The organism is Methylophilaceae bacterium (genome assembly GCA_018398995.1).
GTDB lineage: Bacteria > Pseudomonadota > Gammaproteobacteria > Burkholderiales > Methylophilaceae.
In genome coordinates, this window is record CP073759.1 from 829,352 (window position 1) to 844,830 (window position 15,479).

The 15,479-nt window shown below is 41.5% G+C and carries 15 protein-coding genes, 1 pseudogene and 1 riboswitch; of the genes and pseudogenes, 9 read left to right on the top strand and 7 right to left on the bottom strand.

Going from position 1 to position 15,479, the window contains the following annotated elements; translation table 11 throughout:
• Positions 1-80 precede the first annotated feature (80 nt).
• From htpX to def, 3 genes are all read right to left on the bottom strand, one after another.
• Positions 81-932, bottom strand: coding sequence for a zinc metalloprotease HtpX (gene htpX / locus KFB94_04315; GenBank protein ID QVL46322.1), 852 nt, complete (start codon positions 930-932; stop codon positions 81-83).
• A gap of 108 nt (positions 933-1,040) precedes the next feature.
• Positions 1,041-1,964 carry a methionyl-tRNA formyltransferase gene (gene fmt / locus KFB94_04320; GenBank protein QVL46323.1) on the bottom strand — a complete coding sequence of 308 codons (924 nt, stop codon included), beginning with the start codon at positions 1,962-1,964 and terminating at the stop codon, positions 1,041-1,043.
• 12 nt (positions 1,965-1,976) lie between these two features.
• Positions 1,977-2,492, bottom strand: coding sequence for a peptide deformylase (gene def / locus KFB94_04325; GenBank protein ID QVL46324.1), 516 nt, complete (start codon positions 2,490-2,492; stop codon positions 1,977-1,979).
• Positions 2,493-2,595: 103 nt separating this feature from the next.
• Between def and KFB94_04330 the strand changes: the two are divergent.
• The 3 genes and pseudogenes from KFB94_04330 (at position 2,596) to KFB94_04340 (ending at position 5,285) form a co-directional block, all read left to right on the top strand.
• A pseudogene (locus KFB94_04330) lies at positions 2,596-3,694 on the top strand (LysM peptidoglycan-binding domain-containing protein).
• 12 nt (positions 3,695-3,706) lie between these two features.
• The gene (dprA, locus tag KFB94_04335; GenBank protein ID QVL46325.1) at positions 3,707-4,813 is read left to right on the top strand and encodes a DNA-processing protein DprA; all 1,107 of its coding nucleotides are present in this window, start codon (positions 3,707-3,709) and stop codon (positions 4,811-4,813) included.
• 13 nt (positions 4,814-4,826) lie between these two features.
• Positions 4,827-5,285 carry a DUF494 domain-containing protein gene (locus KFB94_04340; GenBank protein QVL46326.1) on the top strand — a complete coding sequence of 153 codons (459 nt, stop codon included), beginning with the start codon at positions 4,827-4,829 and terminating at the stop codon, positions 5,283-5,285.
• On the opposite strand, the gene metF is transcribed toward KFB94_04340, so the two are convergent.
• From metF to metK, 4 genes are all read right to left on the bottom strand, one after another.
• Positions 5,277-6,128, bottom strand: a complete 852-nt coding sequence (gene metF, locus KFB94_04345) for a methylenetetrahydrofolate reductase [NAD(P)H] (GenBank protein ID QVL46327.1) — start codon at positions 6,126-6,128, stop codon at positions 5,277-5,279. The genes KFB94_04340 and metF overlap by 9 nt on opposite strands.
• Before the next feature lie 377 nt (positions 6,129-6,505).
• Positions 6,506-7,915: an adenosylhomocysteinase gene (locus KFB94_04350; GenBank protein ID QVL46328.1), complete on the bottom strand. Its 1,410-nt coding sequence runs from the start codon at positions 7,913-7,915 to the stop codon at positions 6,506-6,508.
• An 86-nt stretch (positions 7,916-8,001) separates the two neighbouring features.
• Positions 8,002-8,075: riboswitch (S-adenosyl-L-homocysteine riboswitch) on the bottom strand.
• A 37-nt stretch (positions 8,076-8,112) separates the two neighbouring features.
• On the bottom strand, positions 8,113-9,333 hold the full coding sequence (locus tag KFB94_04355) for an HD-GYP domain-containing protein (protein ID QVL46329.1): 1,221 nt from the start codon (positions 9,331-9,333) through the stop codon (positions 8,113-8,115).
• 101 nt (positions 9,334-9,434) lie between these two features.
• The gene (gene metK / locus KFB94_04360; GenBank protein QVL46330.1) at positions 9,435-10,598 is read right to left on the bottom strand and encodes a methionine adenosyltransferase; all 1,164 of its coding nucleotides are present in this window, start codon (positions 10,596-10,598) and stop codon (positions 9,435-9,437) included.
• A 193-nt stretch (positions 10,599-10,791) separates the two neighbouring features.
• Here metK and dapF point away from each other — a divergent pair, with 193 nt between their 5' ends.
• From dapF to KFB94_04390, 6 genes are all read left to right on the top strand, one after another.
• On the top strand, positions 10,792-11,622 hold the full coding sequence (gene dapF, locus KFB94_04365) for a diaminopimelate epimerase (protein QVL46331.1): 831 nt from the start codon (positions 10,792-10,794) through the stop codon (positions 11,620-11,622).
• Between the two features lie 39 nt (positions 11,623-11,661).
• Positions 11,662-12,312, top strand: a complete 651-nt coding sequence (locus KFB94_04370) for a DUF484 family protein (GenBank protein ID QVL46332.1) — start codon at positions 11,662-11,664, stop codon at positions 12,310-12,312.
• Between the two features lie 30 nt (positions 12,313-12,342).
• Positions 12,343-13,224 (top strand): tyrosine recombinase XerC, encoded by an 882-nt coding sequence (gene xerC / locus KFB94_04375; protein ID QVL46333.1) that lies wholly within the window; start codon positions 12,343-12,345, stop codon positions 13,222-13,224.
• Between the two features lie 133 nt (positions 13,225-13,357).
• The gene (locus KFB94_04380; GenBank protein ID QVL46334.1) at positions 13,358-13,942 is read left to right on the top strand and encodes a superoxide dismutase [Fe]; all 585 of its coding nucleotides are present in this window, start codon (positions 13,358-13,360) and stop codon (positions 13,940-13,942) included.
• Between the two features lie 332 nt (positions 13,943-14,274).
• Positions 14,275-15,102 carry a mechanosensitive ion channel family protein gene (locus KFB94_04385; GenBank protein QVL46335.1) on the top strand — a complete coding sequence of 276 codons (828 nt, stop codon included), beginning with the start codon at positions 14,275-14,277 and terminating at the stop codon, positions 15,100-15,102.
• 32 nt (positions 15,103-15,134) lie between these two features.
• Positions 15,135-15,443, top strand: coding sequence for a hypothetical protein (locus KFB94_04390; protein ID QVL46336.1), 309 nt, complete (start codon positions 15,135-15,137; stop codon positions 15,441-15,443).
• Positions 15,444-15,479 lie beyond the last annotated feature (36 nt).

Genomic DNA, 15,479 nt, shown 5'->3' on the forward strand with positions numbered 1-15,479 from the left:
ATACAAACAGGGAGACGCTTGCCTATTTCATCTCAATATCCTTGCAATTCAATGTGAGCGTTGACTCTCACACAATACCTTTAATAATGATTAGCCATCGCCAACAATCGTCTTATTCGCTCTTCAGTCTGTGGATGGGTACTAAAGAGTCCTCTTAGGCTTTGACCTGATAATGGATTGACAATCATCATCTGCCCAGTTTCAGGATGCATTTCGGCTGTTTGATTAGGAATTTGACGCGCGTAATGATGAATTTTCTCCAAAGCCGCTGCGAGCGCCTTAGGGTCTTTACTGATTTCTGCACCACCTCTATCTGCCTCATACTCGCGTGCACGAGAAATTGCCATCTGAATCAAACCTGCTGCCAATGGCGCTAAAAACAGCATTAAAATGCCGATAATAGGATGTGGTCTGTTATCGCTGCTATTGCCAAAAAATAGACCAAACTGCGCTATTGCCGAGATTGCACCAGCAACTGTAGCAGAGATGGTGGAAATCAGGGTGTCGCGGTGCTTCACGTGAGCAAGCTCATGCGCCATCACGCCACGCAGTTCACGTTCATTTAATATACGCATAATCCCTACTGTTGCTGCCACAGCGGCATGCTCTGGGTTACGGCCTGTAGCAAACGCATTGGGCTGTTGTTCATCAATCACGTATACTTTGGGCATAGGTAATTGCGCATTTTCTGCCAATTCTTTCACCATATTGTAGTAATTACGAAATTGCGTATTATCTGGTCTTATTTCTTGGGCACCATACATTTTTAAGACCGCTTTATCCGAAAACCAATAAGCGTAAATATTCATACCACCAGCAAACACAAGTGCCATTAACATGCCGCTAGCACCACCCAAGGCCGCACCAATACTGGCAAATAAGGCAGTAATTGCCGCCATTAATACAAATGTTTTAATCCAGTTTCCTAACATGATATTTCCTTCGTACAATGTAATAAATTGATATTGATATTGATATTGATATTGATATTGATATCATCGTATATGCAGGCGCATTCCACTATCTTCAAGTACACATCATCAAATAAAAAAATCAGTTTTTTGCAGGTGATATCCTTGAACAAACTGTTTTGCAGTTTGTCTTTTAGCACCCGGCATTTGCAATTCAACAATATCAAGCAAACCTTCACCACAACCGACTTGTATCGTATCACCATAATCAACAACTTCGCCTGGCGCCGCCTTACCTTGAATGGCGTTAGCAAACCAAATGCGGCAGCTTTCGCCTCTAAACTGTGTGGTTGCAACTGGAAATGGATTAAATGCACGTATTTGTCGTGACAGTTCTACAGCTGACTTTTGCCAGTCTATAGCAGCCTCAGATTTTTCAACTTTGTGGGCATAAGTTACCAAAGCCTCATCTTGCATTTCTGCGTCTAAGTGTCCCGTCTCCTGCAGCGTCTGCATCGCCTCCACCATCAGCGTCGCACCCATCTGACTGATTGCATCGTGTAAGCGCTGTGTCGTATCACTATCCAGAATAGGCAAACGCCCTTTACTCACCATCGCACCTGCGTCTAATGCGGGGACAACCTCCATAATGGTGACGCCTGTCTCATGATCTCCTGCCAAAATAGCACGATGAATCGGCGCAGCACCACGCCATCTTGGCAGCAATGAGCCGTGAATGTTATAACAACCTTGCTTTGGCATATTAAGGATTGCAGTCGGAATAATCAAACCATAAGCTGCAACAATCATGACATCACTTTGCACTGCAGCAATTGTTGCCTGTACCTCTGCAGACTTTAATGACTCAGGCTGATAAAGGGGTAAGTGATGGTGTAGCGCTAATTCTTTAATTGGACTGGCGCGCAACTTCATTCCTCTACCTGCCGGCCTATCAGGCTGTGTGAGCACCATCACTATTTCATGACCAGCTTCAATTAAAGCCGTTAAAGCTGGAACAGCAAATGCTGGCGTGCCTGCAAAAATCATTTTCATCTTAATCGTCGCTTAATACGCGTTTCTCTCAATTTCCCGCGCATGTTTAATCAACCTCTTCTTAATACGATTACGCTTAAGCGGCGACAAATACTCTACAAATACTTTGCCTAACAAGTGATCCATTTCATGCTGAATACACACTGCCAGCAAGCCTTCCGCCTTTAATCGAAATTGCTTGCCGTCTTCATTTAAGGCTTCAACCGTTACACTTTCTGCACGAGTCACTGACTCATAGACACCAGGAACAGACAGGCAGCCTTCTTCGTATTCTTTTAGTCCACTTTTTGCAACAATTTTAGGATTAATGAATACTTGCAATTCATTTTGCTCTGCACTCGTATCAATCACAATTAATTGAATATGCCGATCAACTTGTGTCGCCGCCAAGCCTATACCTGGCGCGGCGTACATCGTTTCCGCCATGTCTTGAATGAGCTGTCGAATCTCATCGTTCACCTCTAAAATTGGCTTTGCCACTTCGTGTAAACGTGGATCTGGATAATTTAATATAGTTAAGGTTGCCATATCGTTACGTATTTTGCCAAAAAAGCTTGATTTCTTAATGAATTACATGATAAGTTTAATGCAACTTCACGGATAAACCCAACAATTTAACAGAGATGACATAATGTATAAAAAAAAGCTGCATCACGCCATTATACCGCTGCTTGAATTTACTTGCTTAAGCCTTAATGTTTTTGCTGATGAAATTCAATTAAAAAAAGATCATCCTTACCGTCATGTGGTGGTTAAAGGCGATACACTTTGGGATATTTCTGCAACGTTTTTAAAAGATCCCTGGTTATGGCCAAAGCTTTGGGGGCATGAACCGTAATGAAATTAGAAACCCGCATTTAATTTATCCTGGTGATATTGTTATCCTTGATTTAAGTGGTAGTGAGCCGAAACTGCGCTTACTCAATGAAACTGTCAAACTAGAACCTTCTGCCCGCGTGGAAACATTAGAAAAAGAAGCCATTCAAACAATTTCTCCACACATTATTACACCATTTCTAACCCAACCACTATTGATTGAAAATGATGCGTTATTGACTGCGCCGCGTATTATTGCGGGGCCAGACAACCGCGTGATTCTTAGTCCCGGCACGCGTGTTTATATCAATGAAATTGAAGAAGAAAAAGGCGCTCACTGGGATATTTATAGACCGGGTAATCCGCTCATCGATCCCGATACAAAAGAAGTCCTTGCTACGGAAGCAATGCATTTGGGTGATTTAAATATTATCCGTTTTGGCAAACCCGCAACTGCTGATATTCATGCCGTAAAGGAAGAGGTTTTTGTCAAAGATCGCTTAATCGCCGCACATACTGAAATTCAAGATCGCTTTGTTCCTCATGCACCAGACACACAAGTAAATGGTCGCATCTTGCGTATTTATGGTGGTGTTGCTGGCGGTATTGCAGAAGCTGGTCCTAACTCAGTGGTAGCCATTAACCTGGGTGAACAAGATGGACTAGAAATAGGTCACGTATTAGCGATTAGTCGTTATGGCCGCATTATCCGAGATTCGGAATACACGCCAAGTGACAACATGCCTGCAGATGGCAAGGCAAAAAAACTTGCTCTAGCGCCAGATGAAGTAAAACTACCAGATGAGCGCGTGGGTTTATTGATGATATTCAGGACATTTGATCGCGTTTCTTATGGTCTTATCATGCGCGCATCGAGTTCAGTATTTACATTGGATGCCGTACACACACCCTAAAAGTCAACACTAATGGAAACAACTAAACCTGAGTCAGATGATGTGCAATTATGGATTGCACTGACTCAAATACCAGGATTAGGAAATGCAGACATTCGTCAATTACTGACGTTACTTGGTTCACCGGATCATATTTTTGGGGCTAGCGCTCATCAATTAAAAACGGTAGTTAGTGATGACATTGCCGCAAAAATAATACAGGGAGTATCAGTTGAAAAGTGCCAACCAACGATAGATTGGCTACAAAAAGATGATACACATCTAGTGACATTAGCCGATACAACCTATCCACAGGCTTTATTGCAAATCAGTAACCCGCCTACTGTGCTCTATGCGATTGGACAATTGAATTGGCTCAACCAGCCTAGTATTGCAGTGGTTGGTAGCCGTCATGCAACACCACAAGGTGAAAGAAATGCAGAAAATTTTGCTGAACATCTTTGTAATCAAGGCTTATGTGTTATCAGCGGACTCGCTTTGGGAATTGATGGCGCAGCCCACCGTGGTGCGCTAAAAAGCAATGGTGCCACCATTGCAGTAGTGGGCACGGGCTTAGATATTGTCTATCCAGCAAAGCATCGAGAATTAGCCCATCAAATTGCACAACGTGGACTCATCGTTTCCGAATTCCCATTAGGCACGCCATCCAAAGCCCAACATTTCCCACGTCGCAATCGTATTATTAGTGGCTTGAGCTTAGGCTGTCTTGTGGTAGAGGCCAATATTGATAGTGGTTCAATGATTACTGCTCGTTTAGCAACCGAGCAAGGGCGTGAAGTCTTTGCTATTCCGGGTTCTATTCACTCCCCAGTTTCCAAGGGTTGTCACCAGCTAATTAAGCAAGGTGCCAAACTGGTCGAGAGTTCGGCCGATATTTTAGAAGACTTACAACACCTATTACCAACATCATCATTAGTAAACAGGCAAGCTAAAACTGATGAGGCCGTAGCAGAAGCCAATCTAGTATTATCTTCAATGGGGTTTGATGCCATTAGTTTTGAAACATTACTTGAAACATCAGGATTGACGCCAGAGACGCTTTCGTCCATGCTAATGGTATTAGAATTAGAAGGTAAAGTAACAACGCTAGCTGGCAGCAATTATCAACGCTTAATGTAGTCAGGAGAACGGTATGTTTGAGGTTTTAGTATTCATGTTCGAAAATTACTTTACCCACCACGAAACACTAGATGATGCTGTTATGGAGCAAGAACTATCAGCAGCAGGATTCGAACAAGATGATATTTTGGGTGCCTTTGATTGGTTTCAACAAATGCAATCCATGTTTAGCGCACCACTATTTGATTACTCTCATGAAAAAACAGCCATTCGTATTTTTTCATCTAATGAATGCAAAAGGATTAATACCGAAAGTTTAGGTTTTTTAATCTTTTTACAGCAGGCAAAAGTCATTAATGACGTTGAGCGCGATTTGATTGTTGAACGAGCGATGGCGCTCGATACAAACAGATTAGGCATTGAAGAAATGCGCTGGATTACCATGATGGCTTTATGGAGCCAAGGCCGCGATAAAGACTATTCTTTTGTTGAGGATGCACTATTCAATCCTCGGGGCTTAACTTTACAATAATGAATCGTCATCTTCTAAGCCAACATTATTGATTATTTTAGCAATTGTATCTGCTTGATTGAGTGTATAAAAATGAAAACTAGGCACACCAGCTATTAAGAGCTTCTCACAGAGTTCACTAACGACATCGGCACCAAAAGCACGCAATGAGACTAAATCATCGGCGTAAGCTTCCAAACGCAATCTTAACCAACGTGGAATCTCTGCGCCACAAATACCCGAAAATCGTGCAAGCTGGGTGTAGTTATAAATCGGCATAATCCCAGGTACGACAGTTGTGCGAATGCCCGCCTTATAGCAACTTTCTAAAAACTGAAAATAAGCATCTACATTATAAAAATATTGGGTAATAGCTGAATTAGCACCTGCATCAACCTTACGCTTAAAGTTATCAATATCTTTAGCTACGGATAAAGCTTCTGGATGAAATTCTGGATATGCTGCCACCTCAATATGGAACCAATCGGCTGTTTGTTGGCGAATAAACGAGACTAAATCAACTGCATATTTAAAATCACCAGTACTGACTTCACCTGAAGGTACGTCGCCGCGCAGCACGACTAAGCGTTTAATACCCCTATCTTGATAAGCCTTCAGTAACTCAGCTATCTCAGTTTTGCTGGATGAGATGCATGATATGTGTGGTGCTGCTTGAAACCCTTCATTTTGAATCTCAAATACTGTTTCCATAGTACGATCCCGAGTCGAACCGCCAGCACCGAAAGTGACTGAAAAAAATTCAGGATTAAAGACAGCCAATTTTTTACGTGTCTCACGTAAATTAGCAATACCATCCGCAGTTTTTGGTGGGAAAAACTCGAAACTTAATGCAGTATTTTTCATATTTATACTCAAATTAATGCCTTCAACAACAGTGATTGCCAAGCACAAGAAGCCAGCACCTAAAAATAATATTGTAGGCTAATGTGCGATTAAGGTATTAATATCGAATATTGCTAGATAATAGCCAACAAGCCAAAATAAAATACCATGGTCACTCTTACAAATAAGCCAAGTATCAATCCAGTAAATGGTGGCGTTAACACAATGCTTAGCGGTTGATGGCCTATTGGCCAACACAATCGCCATGCTTGTATTAACGCCTTGTGTTAACCAGACACAGGATTATCAGGAACAAGACAAGCCAAGACGAGTCATTCTAATGCATTACCCAGCCAGCTGGGCAAGCCACATTCCTGATACCAACAAATTACCAAACATTAATATCGATAAGTCTCTGGCTTATAAGGGCCGTTGATATCCACGCCGATATAATCTGCTTGTTCTTTAGTTAACTCAGTTAACTCGGCATTGAGTGTTTTCAATTGCAGTCTAGCCACCTTCTCATCCAAATGTTTAGGTAAAGTATAAACACCCACTGGATAATTCTGTGTTTTGGTAAACAACTCAATTTGAGCAATCGTCTGATTGGCAAAGCTAGAACTCATCACATAGCTTGGATGGCCAGTACCACAGCCTAAATTAACCAATCGACCTTTTGCCAACAAGGTAATACGTTTACCATCAGGGAAAATGACGTGATCGACTTGTGGTTTAATTTCATCCCATTCATATTTTTCTAATGAAGCAACGTCAATTTCGTTATCGAAGTGACCAATGTTACAAACAATGGCTTCGTTTTTCATTTTGACCATATGATCATGTGTAATCACATGATAGTTACCAGTTGTAGTCACAAAAATATCAGCATGTGCACAAGCATAATCCATGGTAACTACACGGTAACCCTCCATTGCTGCTTGCAAGGCACAAATTGGATCAATTTCTGTCACCCACACTTGTGCAGATAAAGCACGTAACGCTTGAGCAGAGCCCTTGCCCACATCACCATAACCAATCACCACAGCCACTTTACCCGCAATCATGACATCCGTTGCACGCTTAATTGCATCCACTAATGATTCACGACAACCATATAAGTTATCGAATTTTGATTTTGTCACAGAATCATTGACGTTAATTGCTGGGAAAGCCAGTTTGCCTTCTTTATGCATTTGATATAAACGGTGCACGCCAGTTGTCGTCTCTTCTGTTACGCCTTTAATTTGTGCTAAGCGAGTTGAATACCAAGTTGGATTAACTTTTAGCTTTTCTTTAATTGCTGCAAACAGACAGGTTTCTTCTTCAGAACTTGGGTTAGCGATGACAGATAAATCTTTTTCCGCACGAGTACCCAAATGTAATAACAATGTTGCATCACCACCATCATCTAAAATCATATTGGAATAACCACCATCAGCCCATTCAAAAATACGGTGAGTATAGTCCCAATACTCTGTTAGCGTTTCACCTTTAATAGCAAATACAGGCGTTCCACCAGCTGCAATGGCTGCAGCAGCGTGATCTTGTGTTGAGTAAATATTGCATGATGCCCAGCGCACTTCAGCACCCAAATCTTTGAGTGTTTCAATTAACACAGCGGTTTGAATGGTCATATGCAGCGATCCAGTAATACGAGCACCCTTCAATGGTTGTGCTTTTGCATACTCTTGGCGAATTGCCATTAAGCCTGGCATTTCATTCTCGGCTATTGAAATTTCTTTACGACCAAAAGCTGCTAAATTAATATCAGCAATTACATAGTCTTTAATATCAGCTACAGTATTCATATTTTTCCTTTAATAAATGAAAACTGAGCAAGGAAATAAGTCTTTGCGGGCTATTGCTCACCTTTTATATTCCGTGCTCGCACAGTAAAAAGTGAACGCAGTTAGAACATCTCTGAGCCTGGGAGTTTTAGAACAAACTCTCGCAACGTTCCTCAGAATTTTTGCATTATATCGTTAAATGAATGATTTGCAAAAAATCAGACCCCAGGGTCTGCCCATAGTTCATCTACATTATCAATCCCCCAAGTTTCGGTGGTCTCCGGCCCCGCAATCTCGTCTTTTACTGAGGATTTTGACAAATCAATTTCCTCTATGGGTATGCGTGTCTTTGATTTGGTTGAGAAAAAGACTTTGACGATGGGCTGTAATAAGCTTTTCGAAGATTGATCAACCACCACAGCTAAACGTTTAGACTTTAATAAAACCACTGATCCAATTGGATAAATACCGACACTTTTAACAAAAGCCTTGAATATTGCCTCATCAAAATGGCCTTGCCATTGTGCCATTCTTTTTAGAGATACACTGGGCTCCCAACCTGCTTTATATGATCGGTTTGAAGTCACCGCATCATACACATCACAGATAGCCCCCATCTTTGCAAATAAGCTAATATTATCGCCAAGCAACTTTTTAGGATAACCTGTACCATCGACTTTTTCATGATGATGCAAGCACACATCTAGTGCGACAGGATCTTTAATACCGGCTTGCATTAGCAATGCATGCCCCTTTTCAGGATGTAGTTTAACCAAAGAAAACTCTTGATTAGTCAATCCACCAGGTTTGTTGAGCACATGCAATGGCACTGCCACCTTGCCAATATCGTGTAATAACCCAGCTAGTCCAGCTTGTTTAACCTCAATATCTGACAACGCCAGTTCTTTTGCTAGCGCGGTCATCATGGCACAGACAGCAACACTGTGCATGTAAGTATAGTCATCTTGCGTCTTCAAACGTGCCAGGCTGATTAATGCTGCCTTATTACGATCTATCGATGCTGCAATATCATCAACCAATGGCATCACGGCCTCCGCATTAACCGCCTTACCTAAACGCACGTCATTAAACATAGTGGCCACCGCTTCCTTAGAAGCAATAATAACATTTTTGGCTACTTTTATTTCCTGAGATACACGCACCATTTTAACTGGCTTGCGTTTGACAACTGGTGCATCAGATAAACCCGCCGACTCTTCAAAAAGCGCTATATCAGCTTGTTGCTTTTGCTCTACATCAAGCCCTTTACTGGTATCAATTTCAACCTCTTTGACTGCACTTGAATATAGTTTTGCCAGATCTTTTGGATTATTTAAAACAAACTCTGTCTGCCAAAATGGGTGGTGAATCCAAGCCCCTTTTAGTGCATGGATATACATGCCAAGCCTGACTTGTTTGGTTAATATTGTTTTCAGCATAGGTTGACATTTTGGCAAATAAAACAGCGATTTAAATTAAAAAAAAGAGGGCATAAATGCTCTCTTTCAATTAGGTTCCTCAATAAATGACTTATCTTAAATTAGATACCTGCTGCTGCCTTTAACGCTGCCGCTTTGTCTGTTTTTTCCCATGTAAACTCTGGCTCATCTCGCCCAAAGTGTCCATAAGCAGCAGTTTTTGCATAAATGGGTCGTAGCAAATCTAACATTTGCACAATACCCTTAGGGCGCAAATCAAAATGTTCACGCACCAACGCGGTTAGCCTATCATCAGAAATTTTACCTGTTCCATAGGTATCTACCATAATAGATGTTGGCTGAGCCACGCCAATAGCATAACTTATTTGCACCATACATTTATCAGCCAAACCTGCCGCCACAATGTTTTTTGCCACATAACGACCTGCATAAGCAGCCGAACGATCGACTTTAGACGGATCTTTACCTGAAAATGCGCCACCACCATGAGGCGCCGCACCACCATAAGTATCTACAATAATTTTACGTCCAGTCAACCCACAGTCACCCTGTGGCCCGCCAACCACAAAACGTCCTGTTGGATTCACCAAATATTTGACATCGCCTTTAATCAATTCTTGAGGCAACAATGGTTTAATAATCTCTTCAATGGTAGCTTCACGGATCGCATCTAAAGTCATTTCTGGCGCATGTTGTGTTGAAACCAATACGGTATCGATTTTAAAAGGTTTACCATCCACATATTGCAAAGTGACTTGAGCTTTTGCATCGGGACGCAACCATGGTAAACGGCCATCTTTACGCAATTGTGCTTGGCGTTCCATGATACGATGACTGAGCCAAATTGGTAACGGCATCAGTTGTGGTGTTTCATTGACTGCATAACCAAACATCAAGCCTTGGTCGCCCGCACCTTGATCGAGTGGGTCATCGTTTGCATGATCAACACCCTGTGCGATATCAGGCGATTGCTTGTCATAAGCGACCATTACTGCACAAGATTTATAGTCGATACCATAATCACCATTATCGTAACCAATTCGCTTAACTGCCTCGCGTGCTACTTTAATATAGTCGACATTGGCGGTTGTTGTGATTTCACCAGCCAATATAATCAAACCGGTATTTGCAAGTGTCTCAGCTGCAACACGCGCTGTGGGATCTTGTTCTAAAATTGCATCTAAAATACTATCGGAAACCTGATCTGCTAGCTTATCAGGATGGCCTTCAGAAACGGATTCTGAAGTAAAAAGAAATTCATTCATTGTGCGCCTTGAAAATGATAAAGTTGTAAAAAAAAGAAGAGATGACACACCAACTAAAGGCTAAAGCTAGGGCATCAAACCAACGAGTTCGATATTGTAGATGAAAATAACAACCAACCATACACAATTTTTATGTTTGCAGTACTAAAACGACCCATGATGCAGTATTATCCATACCATGAAAAAAAGCACGATGAAATTAACATTCACCAAAATGCAAGGTGCGGGCAATGATTTTGTCGTTATTGACAGTTACACAAAACCTGTTGAATTAACCGCTGCACAAATCCGGCATATCGCCAATCGCAATTTTGGTGCGGGTTGCGATCAGTTACTCATGGTTGAAAAAACCAATACACCACATGTCGACTTTCGCTATCGCATTTTTAATGCTGATGGTGGCGAAGTTGAGCAATGTGGTAATGGCGCTCGTTGCTTTGTGCGCTTTGTAATTGATAAAGGCTTAACGCATAAAAAAATTATTGCTGTAGAAACAGCGAGCGGTGTTATCGAACTAACAGCAGAAGAAAATGGGGAAGTAACGGTTAATATGGGGCCACCAAATTTCAATCCTCAAGCGCTCCCTTTTCTTGCAGACAAGCAACAACTGCAATATTTGCTCCCACTTAACGGCGTGACCCTGCAAATAGCGGCTGTTTCTATGGGGAACCCTCATGCAATAATAGTCGTGGATGATATCAATACCGCACCAGTAGCTGAGCTTGGGCCACAAATCGAATCACATTCGCAATTCCCACAACGTGTCAATGCTGGCTTTATGCAGATAGTCAATCCACATGAAATTCATCTACGTGTATTTGAACGTGGCAGTGGCGAAACGCTAGCCTGTGGAACGGGTGCATGCGCTGCTGTTGTGAGTGGCATACAATTAAATTTGCTACAATCACCTGTATTCGTTAATACCCGCGGTGGACAACTGCATATCACCTGGCAGGGAGCATCATCTGCAGTGATGATGACAGGTCCAGCAGTGATTGTATTTGAAGGCGAAATACAACTCTAAGTATTTAGCATTTAAGCAGATCAAACATGAGGATTAGTCATGCAAGAAAATGAAATCATCGATTATCTAAAAGCACATCCAGCATTTTTTGAAAAAAATGCGCACTTACTTGCGCAGATTCATCTACCCAGCCCACATGGCAATGGCACCATTTCACTTGCAGAACGCCAACAACTTGCACAGCGTGACAAAATAACCGCATTAGAAGAACGCTACGCTGAGCTGGTAAACAATGCGCAAGAAAATGACAAAATAACCAACAAGATGCATCAATTTTTTGTGCTATTACAACAAGCCAAAAATTTTGATGCCGTTGAGCAATTAATTAGCCACAATCTAACTGAGGACTTTAATATGACAGATACTTGCCTGCGTATTTGGACAAGTCCAGCCGACAGCAAAGATGCCGCAAATTTAGTCTTCTCAGCAACACCCGAGTCTATTCGCAGTTGGGTAAATGACATTCACAACGTGTATTGTGGAGAAACTCCTGCAAGCATCAGTATCGATGATTGGTTTATGGTTCCCGCCCAGTCTATTGCGGTATTACCACTAAAAAATAAAGCAGTTTATGGTTATTTAGCATTGGCTAGCGACCAACAAAAACGCTTTTATCTTGGCATGGGTACGGATTTTTTACAAAAGCTCGGCAACCATGTAAGTGCCGCACTTTCTCGTTATCTCGATTAAACTAACAATATTTAACGTACCACCAATCTTGTGGATTTATTAAGCGAATATCTACAATTTCTGACTTTCGAACGTGGCTTGAGTCCGCTAACAAGAGAAAATTACGCGCGCGATATTCAACAATTATGCACACTGAGCGATGCTACTGCGCTAAACGCATTACAGACAGCGCAAGTCCGTCACTATATTGCTCGCTTACATAGCAAGGGCTTAGGCGGCAAAAGTATTGCGCGCATGCTATCAAGCTGGCGTGGCTTCTTTGATTATTTAATGTTACGCCACGGTTATCCCAACAATCCTGTGAAAGGATTACGTGCACCAAAGTCAGCAAAAACATTGCCACAAGCACTCTCAATTGAGCAAGCAATTAAACTGGTTGATGTCAAAGGTGATGATGTATTAAGTGTCAGAGATCATGCTATTTTAGAATTATTTTACTCATCGGGCTTGCGTTTAAGTGAGCTTATTAATCTGAATATGAATCAAATGGATTTTACAGAGGGCACGATTACGGTTACCGGTAAAGGTAATAAAACGCGCATTGTTCCATTGGGCAATCATGCAATTATTGCTATGCAACAATGGTTAAAGTTACGAACAAGCTTACACATCAACGCTGCTGAGGAAAAAGCTGTTTTTATTGGCAAGCAAGGCAAGCGTATGTCTGCGCGTAACATTCAATACCGACTTAAAGCATGGGCGATTAAACAAGGATTAGATTCTTCTGTTCACCCGCATATGTTAAGACATAGCTTTGCTTCGCATGTTTTACAATCTAGCGGTGACTTACGAGCAGTTCAAGAAATGTTAGGTCACGCCAATATCAGCACCACCCAAGTTTATACGCATTTAGATTACCAGCACTTAACGGAAGTCTATGACACAGCACATCCTAGAGCGAAGAAAAAATAAAAATTTAGCGCTGTATTGTTGCGCCATGCATCAATTAGACCGCAACTAAATCATGGTTTTTATGTCGCATTAATTATGGCAAAATAAGCAACATAAAATCAAAATATCAATCGTTCACAAAATAAGGATTACCATGGAACATACATTACCAGCATTACCTTACGCGCAAGATGCATTAGCGCCACACCTTTCTGCCGAGACTTTAGATTTTCACTATGGCAAGCACCACAATGCTTATGTGGTTAACTTAAACAAATTAATTGTTGGCACAGAGTTTGAAAATGCTGCACTAGAAGACATTATCAAAAAAGCATCTGGTGGCGTTTACAATAACGCAGCGCAAATTTGGAATCACACCTTTTTTTGGCATTGCATGAAGCCAAATGGCGGCGCTGCACCAACGGGTGCACTTGCCGATGCAATTGCTGCAAAATGGGGTTCATACGAAGACTTTAAAGCGGCCTTTCAAGCATCAGCGGTTGGCAATTTTGGCTCAGGTTGGACATGGCTCGTTAAAAAAGCAGATGGCACAGTAGATATTGTGAATATGGGTGCTGCTGGTACACCATTAACAACTGGTGATACTGCCCTTCTTTGTATTGATGTATGGGAGCACGCTTACTACATCGATTACCGCAATGCGCGTCCTAAGTTTGTTGAAACATTCTTAACAAGTTTAGTGAACTGGGACTTTGCAAGCACAAATTTTGCCGCTTAACTGGCAATAGTTCAATTGAAAGCCAAGTAAATCCTACTTGGCTTTTTTTGCTTACTGCAACTTTGCTTATTGATAATAAGCAATATCATCAATATTACGCAATCGATACGCGGGTAAAAAGCCTATGTATCAGCAAAAAAGCCTCAAATCTTCCCTTTAAGCGTGATTGTTTTATTGATTGAAAGCCAAGATGCTTTTCGTCCTGACTATTCATCATTAGGCTGTTTATGATTTAGGAGGAAACACATGCAAGACTTTTTAATTTCTATTGGTTTAACTGATAGCAATCATTTTTAATCCTAACCAAAACAGGATTAAATATTGTCATTATTATGGCAGTGGCATTCGTGATTAAATTAATCGCCAGTCGCTTAATTAATAAACTCAAAAACTATTTAAAAGTTAAGGCTGAAGACAATTTAGAAGAATATAAACGCATTGATAGCTTAGGCAGGGTTTTTCGTTATATCGCAACTATCGTCATCACAGTCATAGCGATTATTCAAATTCTAAATGAGCTAGGTATTTCTATCGCACCTGTTTTAGCAGCAGCCGGCGTGGTTGGTGTCGCTATTGGTTTTGGTGCGCAAAGCCTTGTTAAAGACTATTTTACTGGTTTCGTGCTGTTACTCGAGAATCAGGTAAGGCAAGGCGATGTTGTAGAGGTTGGTAGCAAAAGTGGCTTTGTTGAAGAGGTTACTCTACGCTATATCAAAATGCGCGATTATGGTGGCAACGTGCACTATGTCCCAAACGGCAATATTACAACAGTAACCAATATGAGCAGAGAGTTTGCTTTTGCGGTGATTGATGTTGGTGTGGCTTACCGTGAAAATATCGAGCAAGTGATGCGCATTATGGAAGCGGTGGGGGCAACACTCAGACTAGACGAATCGTTTAAACACAATATATTGGACGACATGGAAATGGCAGGCGTCGATCAACTCGCTGATTCAGCAGTCATGATTCGTTGTCGGTTTAAAGTCATCCCGCTGTCACAATGGCTGATCAAGCGAGAGTATTTCAAACGCTTAAAAGCCGCTTTTGATGAACAAGGTATCGAGATTCCATTCCCACACTTAACCATTTATCCAGGCGTCAATCGTGACGGGTTATCTCCTGCTTTCAATGTCAAGCACAATGATAAGCAAGCCTCATAAACAACTCAGATAGTCTGTGTTAATATAATGCGATGTTGCATCGAGTAATCATTCACATAGGCTTAATTGTCTTATTTGCTTTCACGCAAATTGGGGTAGTTACGCATGAAATTAGCCACCTCAATGAAACTGAGCAGCATCAGGAAGAACAGCACAACCATAACAGTCAATGTAAACAATGTTTAAGTGATAGCCATGCCAACATAGCAGACTTAGCATCTGTTTTTAGCTTTGAGCTTAACCCAGCTGAACATCTCTTTACTAGCAAAGCGCTGACTAACAGCTTATCAGTTACATCTGCCTTTTATAGTGCGCGCGCACCACCCATCTCACAACAATAACTTGTTACGCGAGTATTGCGTTTGCAATGTTCGTTT

What these genes read in the sequence shown, in the direction of transcription:
- htpX (QVL46322.1), bottom strand. Translation starts at nt 932, where the DNA reads ATGTTAGGAAACTGGATTAAAACATTTGTATTAATGGCGGCAATTACT.
- fmt (QVL46323.1), bottom strand. Translation starts at nt 1,964, where the DNA reads ATGAAAATGATTTTTGCAGGCACGCCAGCATTTGCTGTTCCAGCTTTA.
- def (QVL46324.1), bottom strand. Translation starts at nt 2,492, where the DNA reads ATGGCAACCTTAACTATATTAAATTATCCAGATCCACGTTTACACGAA.
- dprA (QVL46325.1), top strand. Translation starts at nt 3,707, where the DNA reads ATGGAAACAACTAAACCTGAGTCAGATGATGTGCAATTATGGATTGCA.
- KFB94_04340 (QVL46326.1), top strand. Translation starts at nt 4,827, where the DNA reads ATGTTTGAGGTTTTAGTATTCATGTTCGAAAATTACTTTACCCACCAC.
- metF (QVL46327.1), bottom strand. Translation starts at nt 6,128, where the DNA reads ATGAAAAATACTGCATTAAGTTTCGAGTTTTTCCCACCAAAAACTGCG.
- KFB94_04350 (QVL46328.1), bottom strand. Translation starts at nt 7,915, where the DNA reads ATGAATACTGTAGCTGATATTAAAGACTATGTAATTGCTGATATTAAT.
- KFB94_04355 (QVL46329.1), bottom strand. Translation starts at nt 9,333, where the DNA reads ATGCTGAAAACAATATTAACCAAACAAGTCAGGCTTGGCATGTATATC.
- metK (QVL46330.1), bottom strand. Translation starts at nt 10,598, where the DNA reads ATGAATGAATTTCTTTTTACTTCAGAATCCGTTTCTGAAGGCCATCCT.
- dapF (QVL46331.1), top strand. Translation starts at nt 10,792, where the DNA reads ATGAAATTAACATTCACCAAAATGCAAGGTGCGGGCAATGATTTTGTC.
- KFB94_04370 (QVL46332.1), top strand. Translation starts at nt 11,662, where the DNA reads ATGCAAGAAAATGAAATCATCGATTATCTAAAAGCACATCCAGCATTT.
- KFB94_04380 (QVL46334.1), top strand. Translation starts at nt 13,358, where the DNA reads ATGGAACATACATTACCAGCATTACCTTACGCGCAAGATGCATTAGCG.
- KFB94_04385 (QVL46335.1), top strand. Translation starts at nt 14,275, where the DNA reads ATGGCAGTGGCATTCGTGATTAAATTAATCGCCAGTCGCTTAATTAAT.
- KFB94_04390 (QVL46336.1), top strand. Translation starts at nt 15,135, where the DNA reads ATGTTGCATCGAGTAATCATTCACATAGGCTTAATTGTCTTATTTGCT.